The sequence below is a fragment of the Aeromonas sp. A04 genome (genome assembly GCF_047780465.1).
GTDB classification, from domain to species: Bacteria; Pseudomonadota; Gammaproteobacteria; order Enterobacterales; family Aeromonadaceae; genus Aeromonas; species Aeromonas bestiarum.
On record NZ_JBLNHP010000003.1, the window covers coordinates 77,686 to 93,266 of the forward strand.

The following is a 15,581-nucleotide window of genomic DNA, read 5'->3' on the forward strand; positions in this document are numbered from 1 at the left end:
TGACTCATGCTACCTCCCTCTTCTTCTCGGAACGGAAGCCTTCCAGCACTATCATGGCGGCACCGATGAAGATGAAGCTGTCGGCCAGGTTGAACGCCGGCCAATGGGAACGCTGCCAGTAGAAGTCGAGGAAATCGACCACATGGCCCAGCACCAGCCGATCAAACACGTTGCCAAGGGCTCCGCCTATGATGAGCGAATAGGCGATGCCGCTCCAGCGCTGGGTGACCGACTGCTTGCGCAGCCAGTGGATCAGCAGCCCGCAGATGGCAAACGCCAGCACCGCGAAGAACCAGCGCTGCCAGCCCCCCTGATCGGCCAGGAAGCTGAACGCAGCGCCCTTGTTGTAGACGTGCACCAGATTGAAGAAGGGGGTGATCTCCACCCCCGGATAGCCAAACGGCAGCAGCTTGACCACGGCGAGCTTGCTCGCCTGGTCCAGTACGAATGCCAGCACCGCCAGCCACAGCCAACGCAGGCCGCTCTTGTTATGAGTCATGTTCATCAGGCAAATTGACGTGTTTCGCCGTCACCCTCGACGTTGGTGACGCAGCGGCCACAGATCTCTTCGTGACCGGCTATGGTGCCCACGTCTTCCACATGGTGCCAGCAGCGGTCGCATTTGGCGGCGGCGGACTGGGCCACGCTCAGCCAGAGGTCATCGCGCTCGGTCGCAACGGAACCTTCCAGTGCACTGTCAGCGATCACGACCTTGGCCTTGGAGGTGAGCAGCACGAAGCGCAGCTCGTCGGCCAGGGCATTCAGACGCTCGGCCAGCGCAGGCTTGGCAAACAGGGTCAGTTCGGCCTGCAGGGAGCCGCCGATACGCTTCTCTCCACGGGCCGCTTCCAGCGCCTTGTTCACTTCACCACGCACGGTCAGGATCTCGGCCCAGAAGGCATCGCCCATCTGCTCGCCGGCATCCAGCCCGAACAGGCCGTCATACCACTCCTCGGTGAACACGAACTCGCTGCGCTCACCCGGCAGCAGGGCCCAGATTTCATCGGCGGTGAAGCTCATGATGGGCGCCATCCAGCGCACCATGGCTTCCACTATGTGATACAGAGCTGTCTGGCAGGAGCGACGAGCCAGACTGTCTGCCTTGGCGGTGTACTGACGATCCTTGATGACGTCCAGGTAGAAGGAACCCATCTCGATGGAGCAGAACTGCATCAGCTTCTGGGTCACGCCGTGGAAGTTGTACTCGTCGAATGCCGTCACTATCTCGGCCTGTACCGCCTTGGCACGACCCACGGCCCAGCGATCCACCACCACCATGTCAGCCGGAGCCACCATGTCGGTTGCCGGATTGAAGCCGTTCAGGTTGGCCAGCAGGAAACGGGCTGTGTTGCGGATGCGGCGATAGGCATCGGCAGAGCGCTTGAGGATCTCGTCGGAGACCGTCATCTCGCCGGTGTAATCGGTACTGGCGACCCACAGACGCAGGATGTCGGCACCCAGCTTGTTCATCACGTCCTGCGGGCTGACCACGTTGCCGATGGACTTGGACATCTTGCGACCCTGACCATCCACGGTGAAACCGTGAGTCAGCACCTGGTTGTAGGGCGCCTTGTCTTTCATGGCCACGCCGATCATCAGGGAGGACATGAACCAGCCACGGTGCTGGTCGGAACCTTCCAGATAGAGGTCGGCGGAGTGACCGTTGAACTCGGGACGGGCATCGACCACTGAGGAGTGAGTTGAGCCTGAGTCAAACCAGACGTCCAAGGTGTCGGGCACCTTATCGTACATGTCGGCGTCGCTGCCCAGCAGCTCAGCCTTGTCCAGATCCCACCAGGCCTGGATGCCGGCCTGCTCGACCCGCTTGGCCACTTCATGCATCAGGCGCACGGATTCCGGGTGCAGTTGCTGAGTCTCCTTGTGAACGAACAGGGAGATGGGCACGCCCCAGGTGCGCTGACGGGAGATGCACCAGTCAGGACGGTTCTCGACCATGGCCTGGATGCGGTTCTTGCCCCAGGCCGGTACCCAGCCGCTCTGGCCGTGCTGGGTGATCCCGTCTTTCTCGATGCGCTCGATCTCTTCCAGCGCGCGCTTGCGCAGACCCTTCTGTTCCATGCTGATGAACCACTGCGGGGTGGCACGGAAGATGATCGGGGTCTTGTGACGCCAGCAGTGCGGGTAGGAGTGGTTGAACACCATGTGGTGCAGCAGGGCGCCACGCTCGTTCAGCACCTCGACCACGGCCGCATTGGCCTTGAACACATGCTGGCCGGCAAACAGTTCGGTATCCGGCAGGTAAACGCCGTTGCTGCCAACCGGGTTGGCCACTTCCAGACCGTACTTCTGACCGACCACAAAGTCTTCCTGACCGTGGCCAGGGGCGGTGTGAACGGCGCCGGTACCGGCATCCAGGGTGACGTGATCACCCAGCACCACAGGCACGTCGAAGCGGTAGAAGGGGTGGTTGAAGCGCAGCAGCTCGAGCGCAGCACCCTTGGCATAACCCAGGTTGTGGAACTGCTCGATGCCGGCGCGGTCCATCACGTCTTTGACCAGGTCGGCCGCCAGGATCAGGCGCTCCGGATGATCGCCATCCACCTGCACCAGGGCATAGTCGAGGTCTGCGTGCATGGCGACGCCGCGGTTGGCCGGCAGGGTCCAGGGGGTGGTGGTCCAGATCACCACGGAGAGCGGGCCCTTGCCGGTGTGGCCTTCGGCGCAATCAAACTTGGCGGCAACGGCAGCCTCGTCGACGGCCTTGAAACGCACGTCGATGGAGGGGGAATTCTTGTCGTAGTACTCAACCTCGGCTTCAGCCAGGGCGGAGCCACAGTCGGTACACCAGTGCACCGGCTTGGAACCTTTGTGCAGGTGGCCGTTTTCGACGATCTTGGCCATGGAGCGGATGATGTTGGCTTCGGTGCCAAAATCCATGGTCAGGTAGGGATGTTCCCAGTCACCCAGCACGCCCAGACGGATGAAGTCGGTCTTCTGCGCTTCGATCTGGGTCTTGGCATATTTGCGGCACTCGGCGCGGAACTCGGCGGCGGAAACCTTCTCGCCCGGCTTGCCGACCATGCCTTCCACTTTCAGCTCTATGGGCAGACCGTGGCAATCCCAGCCGGGCACATAGGGAGAATCGAAGCCGGAGAGGCCCTTGGACTTGATGATGACATCTTTCAGGATCTTGTTGACCGAGTGACCGATGTGAATGCTGCCGTTCGCGTAGGGAGGGCCATCATGCAGAATGAAGGAGGGCTTGCCCGCTTTGGCGCGGCGAATGGCGCCGTAAAGATCCTGATCGTACCAACGTTTCAGCATGTTGGGTTCGCGCTTGGCCAGATCGCCACGCATCGGAAACTCGGTTTCCGGAAGATTCAGGGTATGTTTATAGTCGCTCATCAGTCCTGGGTTCCCTTCTTTTCTAAAAGAGTGCTGGGTAAATTGAATGGTGGCAGCCCGAACCAGGCTCGGGCCGCCAGGGCATCTCGTTCGATCTGCTCTTTCAAGGCGGTGAAAGAGGCAAACTTCTGCTCTTCGCGCAGCTTGTGGCGAAGCAGCACCTTGACCTGTTGACCATATAGATCGCCAGAAAAATCAAATAGATGTACTTCCAATCTGGCTTGTGTACCGCTCAAGGTCGGCCGTACACCCACATTGGCGACACCGGGGAAGGTCTTGCCGGAACATACCACTTCCACCGCGAACACGCCACCGACCGGGATCACCTGGCGTTTGAGCGCCAGATTGGCGGTGGGAAAACCTATGGTGCGGCCCAGCTTGTCACCGTGGGCCACCCGGCCACTGATGGTATAGGGGCGACCGAGCATCAGCTCCACCTCCGCCATCCGGCCGGCTTTGAGGGCCTCGCGCACCAGCGTGCTGCTGACCCGCTGGCGTTCGAGCTGGAAGCTCTGGGTGCTGATCACCTCGAAACCGAAGCGCTGCCCCGCAGCCTCCAGCAACTGGAAGTCCCCTTCCCGCCCCTTGCCGAAGCGAAAATCATCGCCGACCACCAGATAGTGCACGCCGAGCTTATCCACCAGCAGTTGCTCGATGAAGGTGGCGGCGGACTGTTCGGCGAAGCGATGGTTGAAGCGCACGCAGAGCATGCGATCGAGCTGCATGCCCCTGAGCGCCTCGTACTTCTCCCGCAGCCGACTGAGGCGGGCAGGCGCTTCGCTACCTGCAAACAGCTCAAGGGGCTGGGGTTCGAACAGCATGACGCAGGCGGGCAGGCCGAGTTGGACGGCTTTTTCCTGCAGGCGTGCCAGCACGGCATGGTGACCCTGATGGACCCCATCAAAGTTGCCTATGGTCAATACACACCCCCGGTGACGGGGCTTGATATTGTGAATACCGCGAATAAGCTCCATCAGTGCCTTGTGCGTTGCTGCCATGGAAATCGGCGGATTATATATCAGCCAGCAGGCAGGGTCAGCCCTCATGGCCCGATTTCAGGCATCCTGGTCAAATTCCGAATGCCGAGCGCCATCAGAGCCACCCCCTGCAAGTTTCACCCGCCCATGGCGGCAGTGTCACTGCGGCTACTGACCCGATCTCAGGTGTCTTGGCCGAATGCCCAGCGCCAGCAGTATGACGCCATACAGGGCCCCGCCCAGACAGAGCAACATGGTCAGCTGCATGCTGGCCTTGCCCATGCCCCAGGCGCCCCATTGCGCGAGATCCGGCGACAGGTAGCCAAGCAGCCCCCCCATCAGCACGGTCGCCACCAGCAGCTTGAGGCAGAAGATCCCGGTATGGCGGGACGGACGGTAGACCGACTGCTGATACAAGCCCTTGAACAGCAAGGCCGCATTCAGGGTGCCCGAGCAGGCGGTCGACAGCGCCAGCCCCACATAGCCGAGCGGGAAGATGAAGATGAGGTTGCACACCATGTTGGCCACCATGGACATCACCCCGATCCGCACCGGCGTCTTGGTATCCTGGCGGGCGTAGTAGCCCGGCGCCAGCACCTTGATCAGCATCAGGGAGAGCAGGCCCGTGGTGGAGGCCAGCAGGCTGGCACTGGACATGCTCACCTCGTGCATGCCGAACTCGCCGCGCATGAAGAGCACTCGCAGTATGGGCTCGCGCAACACGGCTATCCCCACCATGGCCGGCAGGCCGAGCAGCATCACCATGCGTACCCCCCAGTCCATGGTACGGGCGAAGTCGGCCGGATCCTCATCCACGTGCTTCTTGGCCAGCGCAGGCAGGATCACTGTACTGATGGCCACCGCAAACAGGCCGAGGGGAAACTCCAGCAGCCGATCCGAGTAATAGAGATAGCTGATGGCGCCGGTGGCGAGGAAGGAGGCAAGCATGGTGTTGATCAGCAAGTTGATCTGGCTGACCGAGACGCCAAACAGCGCCGGGATCATCAGGGTGCGGATCTTGATCACCCCGGGATGATGCCAACCCCACTTGGGCCACACCAGCATGTTGATCTGGCGCAGGAAGGGGTACTGGAACAGGAACTGCACCAGACCGCCGAGAAAGACACCGATGGCGAGGGCTATCTCTGGCCGCTCCATCAAGGGCGCTATCCACCAGGCCGCCGCTATCATGGTGAGGTTGAGAAACACGGGCGTAAACGAGGAGACCGCAAAGCGGCCAAAAGTGTTGAGTATGGCCCCCGCCATGGCGGTGAAGGTGATGAACCAGAGGTAGGGGAAGGTGATTTTGAGCATCAGGCTGGCCAGCTCGAACTTCTCGGCCGCCGGCCCGCCATGCAGCCAGTCCCAGAACCAGCCCCAGCCGAACAGGGCCGTCAGCACGCCCGAGCCCAGCACCCCGAGCAGGGTAACGACGGTGACTATGCCACCGAGCGTACCCGCCACGGCGGCCAGCAATTCGCGCACCTCGCGCTCATCGCCCTTTTTCTTGTACTCCGTCATCACGGGAACAAACGCCTGGTTGAAGGCCCCTTCGGCGAACAGCCGGCGCAGGAAGTTGGGAATGCGGTTGGCAAAGAAGAAGACGTCTGCGGCCACCCCGGCGCCAAGCAGATTGGCGATGACCACATCGCGAACCAAGCCCATCACACGGGACGCCAGCGTCATTGCGGACACTATCATGCCGGATTTGATCAATTTCTTACTCAAGACGAAGCCTCTGGAACTGTCAGAATGGAAAGAATGCTGGTAGAATCGGCCGACAGTTTAACCGCCTCCCAACAGACACACCACCGGGGGGCGGTGTTTATTTGCACAAATCATTTGACAATATGTGGTTGAGAAGGCATATTTCCGGGCCTTTTCAATACACTCGCTAAGACAGTTTTAGGAGTTTTACCTTGGCTAATATCAAATCTGCTAAGAAGCGCGCGATTCAGTCAGAGAAACGTCGTCAACACAACGCCAGCCGTCGTTCAATGACCCGTACCTATCTGAAGAAAGTAATTGCTGCCATCGCTTCTGGCGACAAAGCTGCTGCCGTTGCTGCTTTTGCTACCGCTCAGCCGATCATGGATCGCATGGCTACCAAAGGCCTGATCCACAAGAACAAAGCTGCTCGTCACAAGAGCCGCCTGTCTGCCCAGATCAAAGCTATGGCTTAATCAGCTTCGGCTGTATAAAGCTAAAAAAACCGGCCTCAGTGCCGGTTTTTATTTATCTGCGCTGCAGTAAAGCTTGTGCAGCAGGGCAATCATCTCGCGCACCTCATGGCTGCGCAGCGAATAGTAGACCGTCTGGGCCTCTTTTCGCGTCTCCACCAACTCATCCCGCCGAAGCACGGCCAGGTGCTGCGACAGGGCTGACTGGCTCAATCCGAGTACCTCGTTGAGTTCCCCCACCGACAGTTCCCGATCCTGCAGCTGACACAGAATAAACAGTCGTCGTTCGTTGGCCAGTGCCTTGAGCAGCGCCACAGCCCGGCTCGCATTCGCCTCCATCTCTTCCAGTTGCATCTCATCCCCTCTCGTCCGAGGCAAGAATCATACTCTGTGACCCGCCGATTTAAAATGCCAGGGTTGCCGGTTGAATCGTGGTGAAGTCCTCCCGCCCGGCGAACAGGAAGGAGAAATCACTCTCGCACACCCGTTTTACCGCCGGATGCTGGATCATCCGCTCGGCGAAGATGACGTAATACTCCTCCATCAGATCCTGGGTCTCCCCGATCAGCATCACCTCCTCCCCTTCCAGGATCTCCTCCCGATAGATGGTGGGGGCCATGAAGATGCCCTGATTGAAGAAACCGAAGGCCTTCATCAGGGCCGCATCGTCGAACTCGCCGAGGATGCTGGGGGAGATGCCCTGCTGCTCGAACCACTGGGTCAGCTGGCGGCCCATGGCGGTACGACGTCCCGGGATCAGCAGCTTGCGCTCCTCCAGACAGGCGGGAAAGGGCTTCTCGGGCAGCGGCGCCTTGCAGAAGAAGCTGACGCCACAACCGCCTAGCCGCTTGGAGAGCAGGCCCGCATGCTGGCTGGAGTCCACCGGGCAGTCGGAGAGGATCATGTCGAGCTTGTGCTCGCTCAGCTGTTCCAGCAGCAGCTCGTGGGTCGATTCGAAGCAGCGCAGGTGGATGGAGCCATCGTTGGGAATGACCGAGAGCAGTACCCGGCTGGCGAGGCGTTTGGAGAGTGCATCGGCGATGCCGACATCGAACAGTATCTGGCTCTCCTTGCGGTAGTTGACGATATCCAGCATCTCGTAGGAAAGGCTGAACATCTTGTCGGCATAGCGAAACACCAGCTGGCCCAGCTCGGTAGCCTCGAGGGAGCGTCCCTTGCGCATCAGCAACTTGCCGCCCAGGCGCTGCTCCAGCAGCTTGATCTGGCCGGTGACTGTCTGCGGGGTCAAGAAGAGAGCTTCCGCCGCCTGGGTGACGGAGCCCTTCTTCTGAGTCATCCAAAAATAGTAGAGGTGGTTGTAGTTAAGGTGTGACATCCGATGGGGTTCCCGCGGTACGCGGACTCCGGTAGCAGCTGAGTTCAGCCGCCAGAATGTCATACATGTCGCTGATCGAGTCAACCTTGTTTGCGGTGAACTGCGCCTGCAGGTTGGCCTTGAGGCGCACCTTGTCAGGCATCCGCTCGCCGCAGTAGCGCTTGTTGGACTGCTTGACCCGCTCACCGGCCCGGCTGCTCAGGGCCCGCTCGGCGAAGGTCTCACCGAATTGGGCCTTGGCCTGCTTGTCCCCCAGCATGACGGCGCTGTCGACCACCCCGTTGAGATAGGCGGAGCAGCTGCTTGATGCCGCATCCTGCTGACAATCTTCCAGACTGGCCGCCCAGAGCCCCGGGCTCGCCAGCATGACCAAGCCTATCACTCTTCTCATAACCCCTCCGTGCTTTGATCCGCCTCCCGGTTGGGGAGCGACATCCGCAGGGCGAGATAACCGACCACTGCCGCCAGGGTGGATCCCACCAGGATCCCGAGGCGTGAATAGCTGCCGTAATCCAATCCGCCGTGCTCGAACGCCAGCGATGCGATGAACATCGACATGGTAAAGCCGATGCCACACAGTATGCTGACCGCAAAAATCTGCTTGAAGTTGACCCCGCCCGGCAACTGGGCGATGCCCAGCTTGACCGCCAGCCAGCTGATGGTGAACACCCCGAGCGGCTTGCCCACGAACAGCCCCAGCATGATGCCAAGAGGGACAGGGCTCAGCAGGGACGACAGGCCTATCCCGTCCAGCGAGACCCCCGCATTGGCAAAGGCGAACAGCGGCAGTATCAGGTAGGCGCTCCAGGGGTGCAGCGAGTGCTCCAGATGCTTGAGCGGCGAGGCATAACGCTTGCCGTTGAGCGGTATCATGAAGCCCACTATGACGCCAGCCAGGGTCGCATGGACGCCGGACTTGAGCACAGCCACCCAGAGCACCAGGCCCACCAGCATGTAGAGGCCGATCCTGTCCTCCCCACGGCGATTCATCCACAGCAGGGTGAGGGTCGCCAGTATGCCGACCGCCAGCGCCGTCAGCGACAGCTGCTGGGTATAGAAGAGCGCGATGATGATGATGACACCCAGGTCGTCCATGATGGCCAGCGCCAGCAGGAACACCTTGAGGCTGACCGGCACCCGCTTGCCCAGCAGCGCCATCACCCCGAGGGCAAAGGCGATGTCGGTCGCAGCGGGGATAGCCCAGCCGGCGCGCGCCACTTCATCCGAGTAGTTGAAGAAGGCGTAGATGAGCGCGGGGGCCAGCATGCCGCCGACCGCGGCTATGGCCGGGAAGGTCGCCTGCACCCGGGAAGAGAGCGCCCCTTCCAGCATCTCACGCTTGACCTCAAGCCCGACCAGCAGGAAGAAGATCGCCATGAAACCGTCGTTGATCCAGAGCAGCAGCGGCTTGTTGATGTCGAGCGCGGCGATGCGCACCTGCACAGGCGTATCGAGGAATGCCTGATAGCCACCGGCCAGACCCGTGTTGGCCAATACCATCGCCAGTATGGCTGCCATGATCAGAATTATTCCGGAGGCGGCCTCCAGCTGCAGAAACTTCTTTATTACGTTGCTCATGGTTAAATTATCCACAGTATTACTTTGATTTGAGTCTATATCCCATAACAATTAATGGAAAATCGTTTCTTACTGCTGAATACAACGAGAAAACCGAAGGAAAAACAGAATGTGCCTGCTATAAGCAGGTTTTACTGCACTCAGGCCCCCTTGATGACGCAATCAATAAAATGAATTTTCAGTTATTTTTATGCATATAAAAGGCGCCTCAAGGCGCCTTTTACATTAGATGGCGACGGGCGCCTTGATGCCGGGATGGGGGTCGTACCCCAGGATCTCGAAATCCTCGAACCTGTAGTCGAAGAGGGAATCCGGCTTGCGCTTGATCGCCAGCTGCGGCAAGGGCCGCGGCTCGCGGGAGAGCTGCAGCGCGGTCTGCTCCATGTGATTGGAGTACAGGTGCACATCACCACCGGTCCAGACAAAATCGCCCACTTCCAGATCGCACTGCTGGGCCATCATGTGGGTCAGCAATGCATAGCTGGCGATGTTGAACGGCAGGCCGAGGAACACATCACAGCTGCGCTGGTAGAGCTGGCAGGAGAGCTTGCCGTCCGCCACATAGAACTGGAAGAAGGCGTGGCAGGGAGCCAGCGCCATCTTGTCCAGTTCGCCCACGTTCCAGGCGGAGACTATGATGCGGCGCGAATCCGGATTCTGCTTGATGTCATCCACAGCACGCTGGATCTGATCGATGACGGTGCCATCGGCCGCCGGCCAGGAGCGCCACTGGGCGCCATAGACAGGCCCCAGATCGCCATTCTCGTCGGCCCACTCATCCCAGATGCTGACGCCGTGTTCTTTCAGATAGGCGGTGTTGGTATCGCCGTTGAGGAACCAGAGCAGCTCATGAATGATGGAGCGCAGGTGGCACTTCTTGGTGGTGACCAGCGGAAAGCCGTCCGCCAGATTGAAACGCATCTGGTGGCCGAACAGGGAGACGGTACCGGTGCCGGTGCGGTCGGATTTGACCGTGCCCTCATCCAGGATCTTCTGCATCAGGTCAAGATAGGCCCTCATTGCTTGGCCTCCTTCGCGGCGTTGCCGAACAGCTGAGGACGCTTGTAGGCGACCCAGATCATGATGGCACCGACGATGATCATCGGCATGGAGAGGATCTGGCCCATGCTGATCTCCTGGAAGTAGAGACCCAGCTGGCTGTCCGGCTGACGCACAAACTCCACCAGGAAGCGGAACAGACCGTAGAACAACAGGAACATGCCTGAGATGGCGCCACGGGGCGGGTTCTTGCGCCAGAACAGATTGAGGATGATGAACAGCACCACACCTTCCAACGCGAACTGATAGAGCTGGGAAGGGTGACGCGGCTCAGGGCCAGCCTCAGGGAATATGATGGCCCAGGGCACATCGGTGACCCGGCCCCACAGCTCGCCGTTCAGGAAGTTGCCGATGCGACCCACGCCGAGGCCAAACGGGATCAGCGGTGCCACAAAGTCGGCCACGGTGAAGAAGTGGCGCTTGGTCTTGTGAGCGAACCAGATCATGGCGGTGATGACCCCGATCAGGCCACCGTGGAACGACATGCCGCCGGTCCAGATCTTGAACAGGTAGAGGGGATCGGCCAGGAACATGTCGAAGTTGTAGAACAGCACGTAACCGACCCGACCACCCAGGATCACCCCGAGGAAGCCGTAAAACAGCAGATCGGAGACCTCGTTGCGGGTCCAGCCGCTGTTCGGTGTATCGGCGCGACGCCCCGCCAACCACATGGCGAAGGCGAAACCAAACAGATACATGAGACCGTACCAGCGTACCGATAGTGGCCCCAAACTGAATGCTACAGGATCAACCTGCGAGAAAACCCAATATCCATCGTGCTGCATATGCGGCCCCAGTCATAAGAAAAGCCGCATTTTCCGATCATTCGTCAGCAGGGACAAGGCATGATTATCAATCAGTCTGTTTCGTTTTGTGACCGGCCCGCAGCAAGCCGCCCAGACCGTGCTCTTCCAGGTAACGGGCAAACAGGCCGCGCAGCACGTGAGGATTGTCGTGCTTGAGGCCATCGGCCATCAGCGCGGTCAGCTCGCTCAGGGTGGATTGACGCAGCACGTACTTGATACGGGCAATGTTGTGGGTGTTCATGCTGAAGCGCCGATAGCCCATGGCCAGCAGCAAGAGCACACCGACCGGATCGCCGGCCAGCTCGCCACACACGGAGACAGGTTTCTGGTAGCGATGGGAGGCATCGACCAGCAGTTGCAGGGCGCGGATCACCGCGGGATGGAAGGCATCGTAGATATTGGCGACGCGGGCATTGTTGCGATCCACCGCCAGCAGGTATTGCGTCAGGTCATTGCTGCCCACCGACCAGAAGTCGATGAGCGGCGCCATCTCGGGCAGTATATAGAGAGCGGACGGCACCTCTATCATCACTCCCAGGCTGGGGTAGCGGATCACCGCATCGCGACTGGCCGCCTCTTCCGACACTTCTCGCCAGGCCTGATCCAGCAGCCGGCGAGAGGCCCTGATTTCGCTGACGCTGCTGATCATCGGCAGCATGATGGCCAGGTTGTCCAGCCCCTCGCTGGCCCGCAGCATGGCCTTGAGCTGGACCAGGAACAGTTCGGGGTGATCCAGGGTGAGCCGGATCCCCCGCCAGCCAAGGAAGGGATTTTCCTCGACGATGGGGAAATAGGGCAGCTGCTTGTCGCCCCCCACGTCCAGCGTGCGCATGCAGACAGGACGATTTCGATAGGTTTCCAGGATGCCGCGATAGCGCGCCGTCTGCTCCCACTCGGAGGGGAAGCTGTCCTGCAGCATGAAGGGGATCTCGGTGCGATAGAGCCCGACCCCGTCCGCCAGATGATTGAGGGAGATCTCGGTGTCGGCGCTCAGGCCCGCGTTGAGCAGCAAGGAGACAGGAGTGCCGTCGGCGGTTTCCGATGGCTGGTTGTCGACGCTGCGCACCAGGGTATCGAGCGCCCGCTCCTCGTTGAGCAGTTGCCGATACTCGGTCAGGATCACCTGATTGGGCTCGATGAAGAGATCGCCGCTGTAGCCGTCGACGACCAGCATGCGACCGCCTATGTCGCCGAGCGGCAGATCCACCCCCATGATGGCCGCCACCCCCATGGCACGGGCCAAAATGGCGGCGTGGGAGTTGGTGCCCCCCTTGAGGGAGACAACCCCGGTCAGGAATTCCCGCGGCACCTCGGCGAGTATGGTGGCCGTCACCTCGTCGGCGACCAGCACCACGGGCTCGCCGACCGTGATGTGTTCAGGTTCATTCTGCACCAGCCGGCTGATGAGCCGCTGGGCTATGTCCTTCACATCGGTGGAGCGCTCCTGCAGGTAGGGATCCTTCATCCCCTTGAACTGATCGATCAGCCGGTCGCTGATGAGCTTGACCGCCGACACGGCCGTCCAGTGCTCCTTGCTCACCTTGTTGCGGATGGGCTTGATGTAACCGGGATCGTTGAGCAGATGCAGATAGATGTCGAAGATGGCGACCGAATCCTGGCTGTAGCTCTCGCGAAACCGCAGCGCCAGACTCTCCAGATCGTGGCGCACCTCTTCCACCGCCACATTCAGCCGCTCCAGCTGCTTGGCGTGCTCCTCGTCCTTGCGCGGGGTGATGGAGCTGAGCTCCTTGCGGGGCCGCCACACCCAGGCCTTAGCCATGGCAATGCCGCTGGCCCCGGCGATGCCGCGCAGCGGCTTGCTCCAGTCGGTCTTCTGCAACCAGCCCTTGGCCTGCGCCTGGGCGATGCGGGCCGCCAGCTGGGCCGCCAGCGTGACCATGAAGGACTCCTCCCCCTCATCGAAGAGGCGGCTGTCCTTCTGCTGCACCACCAGAATGCCCACCACCTGGCGCTGATGCATGATGGGGGCGCCAAGGAAGGAGCGAAACGCCTCTTCAGCCACATCGGGCAGGAATTTGAAACTGGGATGGGAGGGGGCATCGGCCAGGTTGATCAGCTCTTCGCGCTGACCCACCAGACCGACTATACCCTGCTCGAATGGCAGGGTTGCCTTGCCCACCGCCGACTCGGCCAGACCATCGGTCGCGGCAAGGCGGTAGCGGCGCATGTCAGGTTCAGAGACATAGACGGAACAGCAGTCCACCATCATGGCCAGCCGGGTCTGGCTGACCAATGCCTGCAGGGCCAGCTCCAGGGTGTTGGCTTCGGCCATGCTTTCGACGATGCGTCTGAGTTCCGTCAGCAACTAGGTGTGCTCCTTAGCGAGAGCGGTTGCGCCGCCCATCTTTCCGATTAACTTGCACCACAGGCACTGGCATCGCCAGCGGAGCAAACTCCTTCATCACCCGTCGATAGACTTCTCGTTTGAAGGAGACAACCTGGCGTACCGGATACCAGAAGCTGACCCAACGCCAATCATCAAACTCGGGGTGACCATGACAGCCGAACTGGATCCTGGACTCCCTGCCCGGATCCAGCTGTAGCAAGAACCATTTTTGTTTTTGGCCAATACAGACCGGTGAACTGTCCCAACGAACAAGGCGTTTTGGCAAGCGGTACTTCAGCCAGTTGCGACTGGTGGCCATGATGGTCACATCCTCGGGCTTGAGGCCTATCTCCTCATACAGCTCACGATACATGGCCTGCTCAGGCGTCTCACCGTCATCAACCCCCCCCTGCGGAAACTGCCAGGAGTGCTGCCCATAGCGCTTAGCCCACAATACTTGCCCGTCACGGTTACAGATCACGATTCCGACATTGGGACGAAACCCGTCGCCATCTATCACGTGATCACCTTATAAAGGCTGAATCTATAAGGAGATTGTTCCACATTCACCCCGTGGCAGCAAACAAGGACTGCAATCCCCCACTCATGAATAACTTTCAATTTCAAGCCGACTTATAAACAAACCCGAGGATCAAGCCCCGCAAGTTGCCCACCCAGACTGTGCATAAGCCTGTGAGCAAGCGGGTATATACAGTAGTTTTATTTATCTGCTCTACCCAGGGCATCAGCATACAGCATGGCAATAAAAACTAAATATGTATTTAAATACATGGTGTTAAATGCATAGTGCTGGATCAAGATCCATGTCTTTCCCGGCCGGAGATCCGGGATCCCGATTGTGAACAAGTTCGGCTGCTCAAAGATCCACCACGGCTAATTTATCCACAGGAGTGGCACACTATCTGCCCTGTCATCACAGCAAAAATCGGTGTAGTTTCACATTTTTTTGTAACAACACCCCGACTATCACCACTTTGAGCCAGTTATCCAAGATTTCTGTGGATAACTGTGTGCAACAGCATGAGCAAACCCTTGGACAACTATTTCAAGTCGGGATCCTGCGTGGGAAAGATCGGCGCAACAAAGACAAATCCGTTAAAAATCATTATGATAAGTGCTTACACACAAAACCGCCCCCCCTGTGCAACCCCTCGGCAGGATCGGTTATAAAAACAGCGATCCTCACCAGGGATCAGACTTGCTAGAATAATCCCCCTTTGCAGGAGTCATTCATGCCCACCCAGCCCCAGTCCGAGCAGGAGTTATTGAGCCGAGCCCATGCCATGGCGGGCTTCACGCTGGCACAGCTGGCTGCCGATGCCGGCCTCGCCGCCCCGCGGGATCTGAGGCGGGACAAGGGCTGGGTCGGCCAGCTGATCGAATGGCAACTGGGCGCCAGCGCCGGCAGCAAGCCGGAGCAGGACTTCCCCGAACTCGGCATAGAGCTCAAGACGATCCCCATAGATCCTCAGGGCAAACCGCTGGAGACCACCTTCGTCTGCGTGGCGCCGCTGATCGGCGTCAGCGGCCAGCGCTGGGAGCAGTCGAACGTGCGCAACAAGCTCTCCCGGGTGCTCTGGATCCCGGTGGAGGGCAGCCGCGACATTCCCATAGGCGAGCGGCGGGTCGGCATGCCGCTGATGTGGAGCCCGAGTGAGGAGGAGGATCGGCTGCTGCGCCAGGACTGGGAGGAGCTGATGGACATGATAGTGCTGGGCGAGGTGGAGCAGATCAGCGCTCGCCACGGCCAGGTGATGCAACTGCGTCCCAAGGCCGCCAACAACAAGGCGCTGACCCGTGCCATCGGTCGCAATGGCCAGCCGATCCTGACCCTGCCACGGGGCTTTTACCTCAAGACAGGCTTCACCCACGGCCTGCTGCAACGACACTTTGCCCTGCCCCTTTGATCTC

General features: G+C 59.9%; 14 protein-coding genes. 2 read left to right on the top strand and 12 right to left on the bottom strand.

Annotated elements, in window-relative coordinates; genetic code table 11:
• Positions 1 to 4: 4 nt before the first annotated feature.
• The 4 genes from lspA to murJ all read right to left on the bottom strand — a co-directional run bounded on the left by lspA (position 5) and on the right by murJ (position 6,071).
• A complete protein-coding gene (gene lspA / locus ACM3N8_RS11625; RefSeq protein WP_043141560.1) occupies positions 5 to 505 on the bottom strand; it encodes a signal peptidase II in 501 nt (166 codons plus the stop codon).
• Positions 505 to 3,366 (bottom strand): isoleucine--tRNA ligase, encoded by a 2,862-nt coding sequence (gene ileS / locus ACM3N8_RS11630; RefSeq protein WP_378080726.1) that lies wholly within the window; start codon positions 3,364 to 3,366, stop codon positions 505 to 507. Before ileS ends, lspA begins: the two co-directional genes overlap by 1 nt.
• Complete coding sequence (ribF, locus tag ACM3N8_RS11635) at positions 3,366 to 4,340, bottom strand: bifunctional riboflavin kinase/FAD synthetase (protein ID WP_043557520.1); 975 nt, start codon at positions 4,338 to 4,340, stop codon at positions 3,366 to 3,368. The genes ileS and ribF overlap by 1 nt, the downstream gene beginning before the upstream one ends.
• A gap of 171 nt (positions 4,341 to 4,511) precedes the next feature.
• The gene (gene murJ, locus ACM3N8_RS11640) at positions 4,512 to 6,071 is read right to left on the bottom strand and encodes a murein biosynthesis integral membrane protein MurJ (RefSeq protein ID WP_043557519.1); all 1,560 of its coding nucleotides are present in this window, start codon (positions 6,069 to 6,071) and stop codon (positions 4,512 to 4,514) included.
• Positions 6,072 to 6,262: 191 nt separating this feature from the next.
• Here murJ and rpsT point away from each other — a divergent pair, with 191 nt between their 5' ends.
• Positions 6,263 to 6,526, top strand: a complete 264-nt coding sequence (gene rpsT, locus ACM3N8_RS11645; RefSeq protein WP_005892298.1) for a 30S ribosomal protein S20 — start codon at positions 6,263 to 6,265, stop codon at positions 6,524 to 6,526.
• Positions 6,527 to 6,574: 48 nt separating this feature from the next.
• Here rpsT and ACM3N8_RS11650 read toward each other — a convergent pair whose 3' ends face one another.
• The 8 genes from ACM3N8_RS11650 to rppH form a co-directional block, all read right to left on the bottom strand.
• Positions 6,575 to 6,877, bottom strand: a complete 303-nt coding sequence (locus tag ACM3N8_RS11650; protein WP_042869139.1) for an ArsR/SmtB family transcription factor — start codon at positions 6,875 to 6,877, stop codon at positions 6,575 to 6,577.
• 49 nt (positions 6,878 to 6,926) lie between these two features.
• On the bottom strand, positions 6,927 to 7,859 hold the full coding sequence (nhaR, locus tag ACM3N8_RS11655) for a transcriptional activator NhaR (RefSeq protein ID WP_103471606.1): 933 nt from the start codon (positions 7,857 to 7,859) through the stop codon (positions 6,927 to 6,929).
• A complete protein-coding gene (locus ACM3N8_RS11660; RefSeq protein ID WP_172955414.1) occupies positions 7,846 to 8,226 on the bottom strand; it encodes a hypothetical protein in 381 nt (126 codons plus the stop codon). The genes nhaR and ACM3N8_RS11660 overlap by 14 nt, the downstream gene beginning before the upstream one ends.
• 20 nt (positions 8,227 to 8,246) lie before the next feature.
• Entirely contained in the window at positions 8,247 to 9,437 is a 1,191-nt protein-coding gene (gene nhaA, locus ACM3N8_RS11665) for a Na+/H+ antiporter NhaA (protein WP_042869135.1), read from the bottom strand.
• Between the two features lie 225 nt (positions 9,438 to 9,662).
• Positions 9,663 to 10,457: a thymidylate synthase gene (thyA, locus tag ACM3N8_RS11670; protein WP_290065963.1), complete on the bottom strand. Its 795-nt coding sequence runs from the start codon at positions 10,455 to 10,457 to the stop codon at positions 9,663 to 9,665.
• Positions 10,454 to 11,281: a prolipoprotein diacylglyceryl transferase gene (lgt, locus tag ACM3N8_RS11675; protein WP_043141870.1), complete on the bottom strand. Its 828-nt coding sequence runs from the start codon at positions 11,279 to 11,281 to the stop codon at positions 10,454 to 10,456. Before lgt ends, thyA begins: the two co-directional genes overlap by 4 nt.
• A gap of 67 nt (positions 11,282 to 11,348) precedes the next feature.
• On the bottom strand, positions 11,349 to 13,628 hold the full coding sequence (gene ptsP / locus ACM3N8_RS11680; RefSeq protein WP_241325743.1) for a phosphoenolpyruvate--protein phosphotransferase: 2,280 nt from the start codon (positions 13,626 to 13,628) through the stop codon (positions 11,349 to 11,351).
• A 13-nt stretch (positions 13,629 to 13,641) separates the two neighbouring features.
• The gene (rppH, locus tag ACM3N8_RS11685; protein ID WP_043141866.1) at positions 13,642 to 14,169 is read right to left on the bottom strand and encodes an RNA pyrophosphohydrolase; all 528 of its coding nucleotides are present in this window, start codon (positions 14,167 to 14,169) and stop codon (positions 13,642 to 13,644) included.
• A 733-nt stretch (positions 14,170 to 14,902) separates the two neighbouring features.
• Here rppH and mutH point away from each other — a divergent pair.
• Positions 14,903 to 15,577, top strand: a complete 675-nt coding sequence (mutH, locus tag ACM3N8_RS11690) for a DNA mismatch repair endonuclease MutH (RefSeq protein WP_290019045.1) — start codon at positions 14,903 to 14,905, stop codon at positions 15,575 to 15,577.
• Positions 15,578 to 15,581 lie beyond the last annotated feature (4 nt).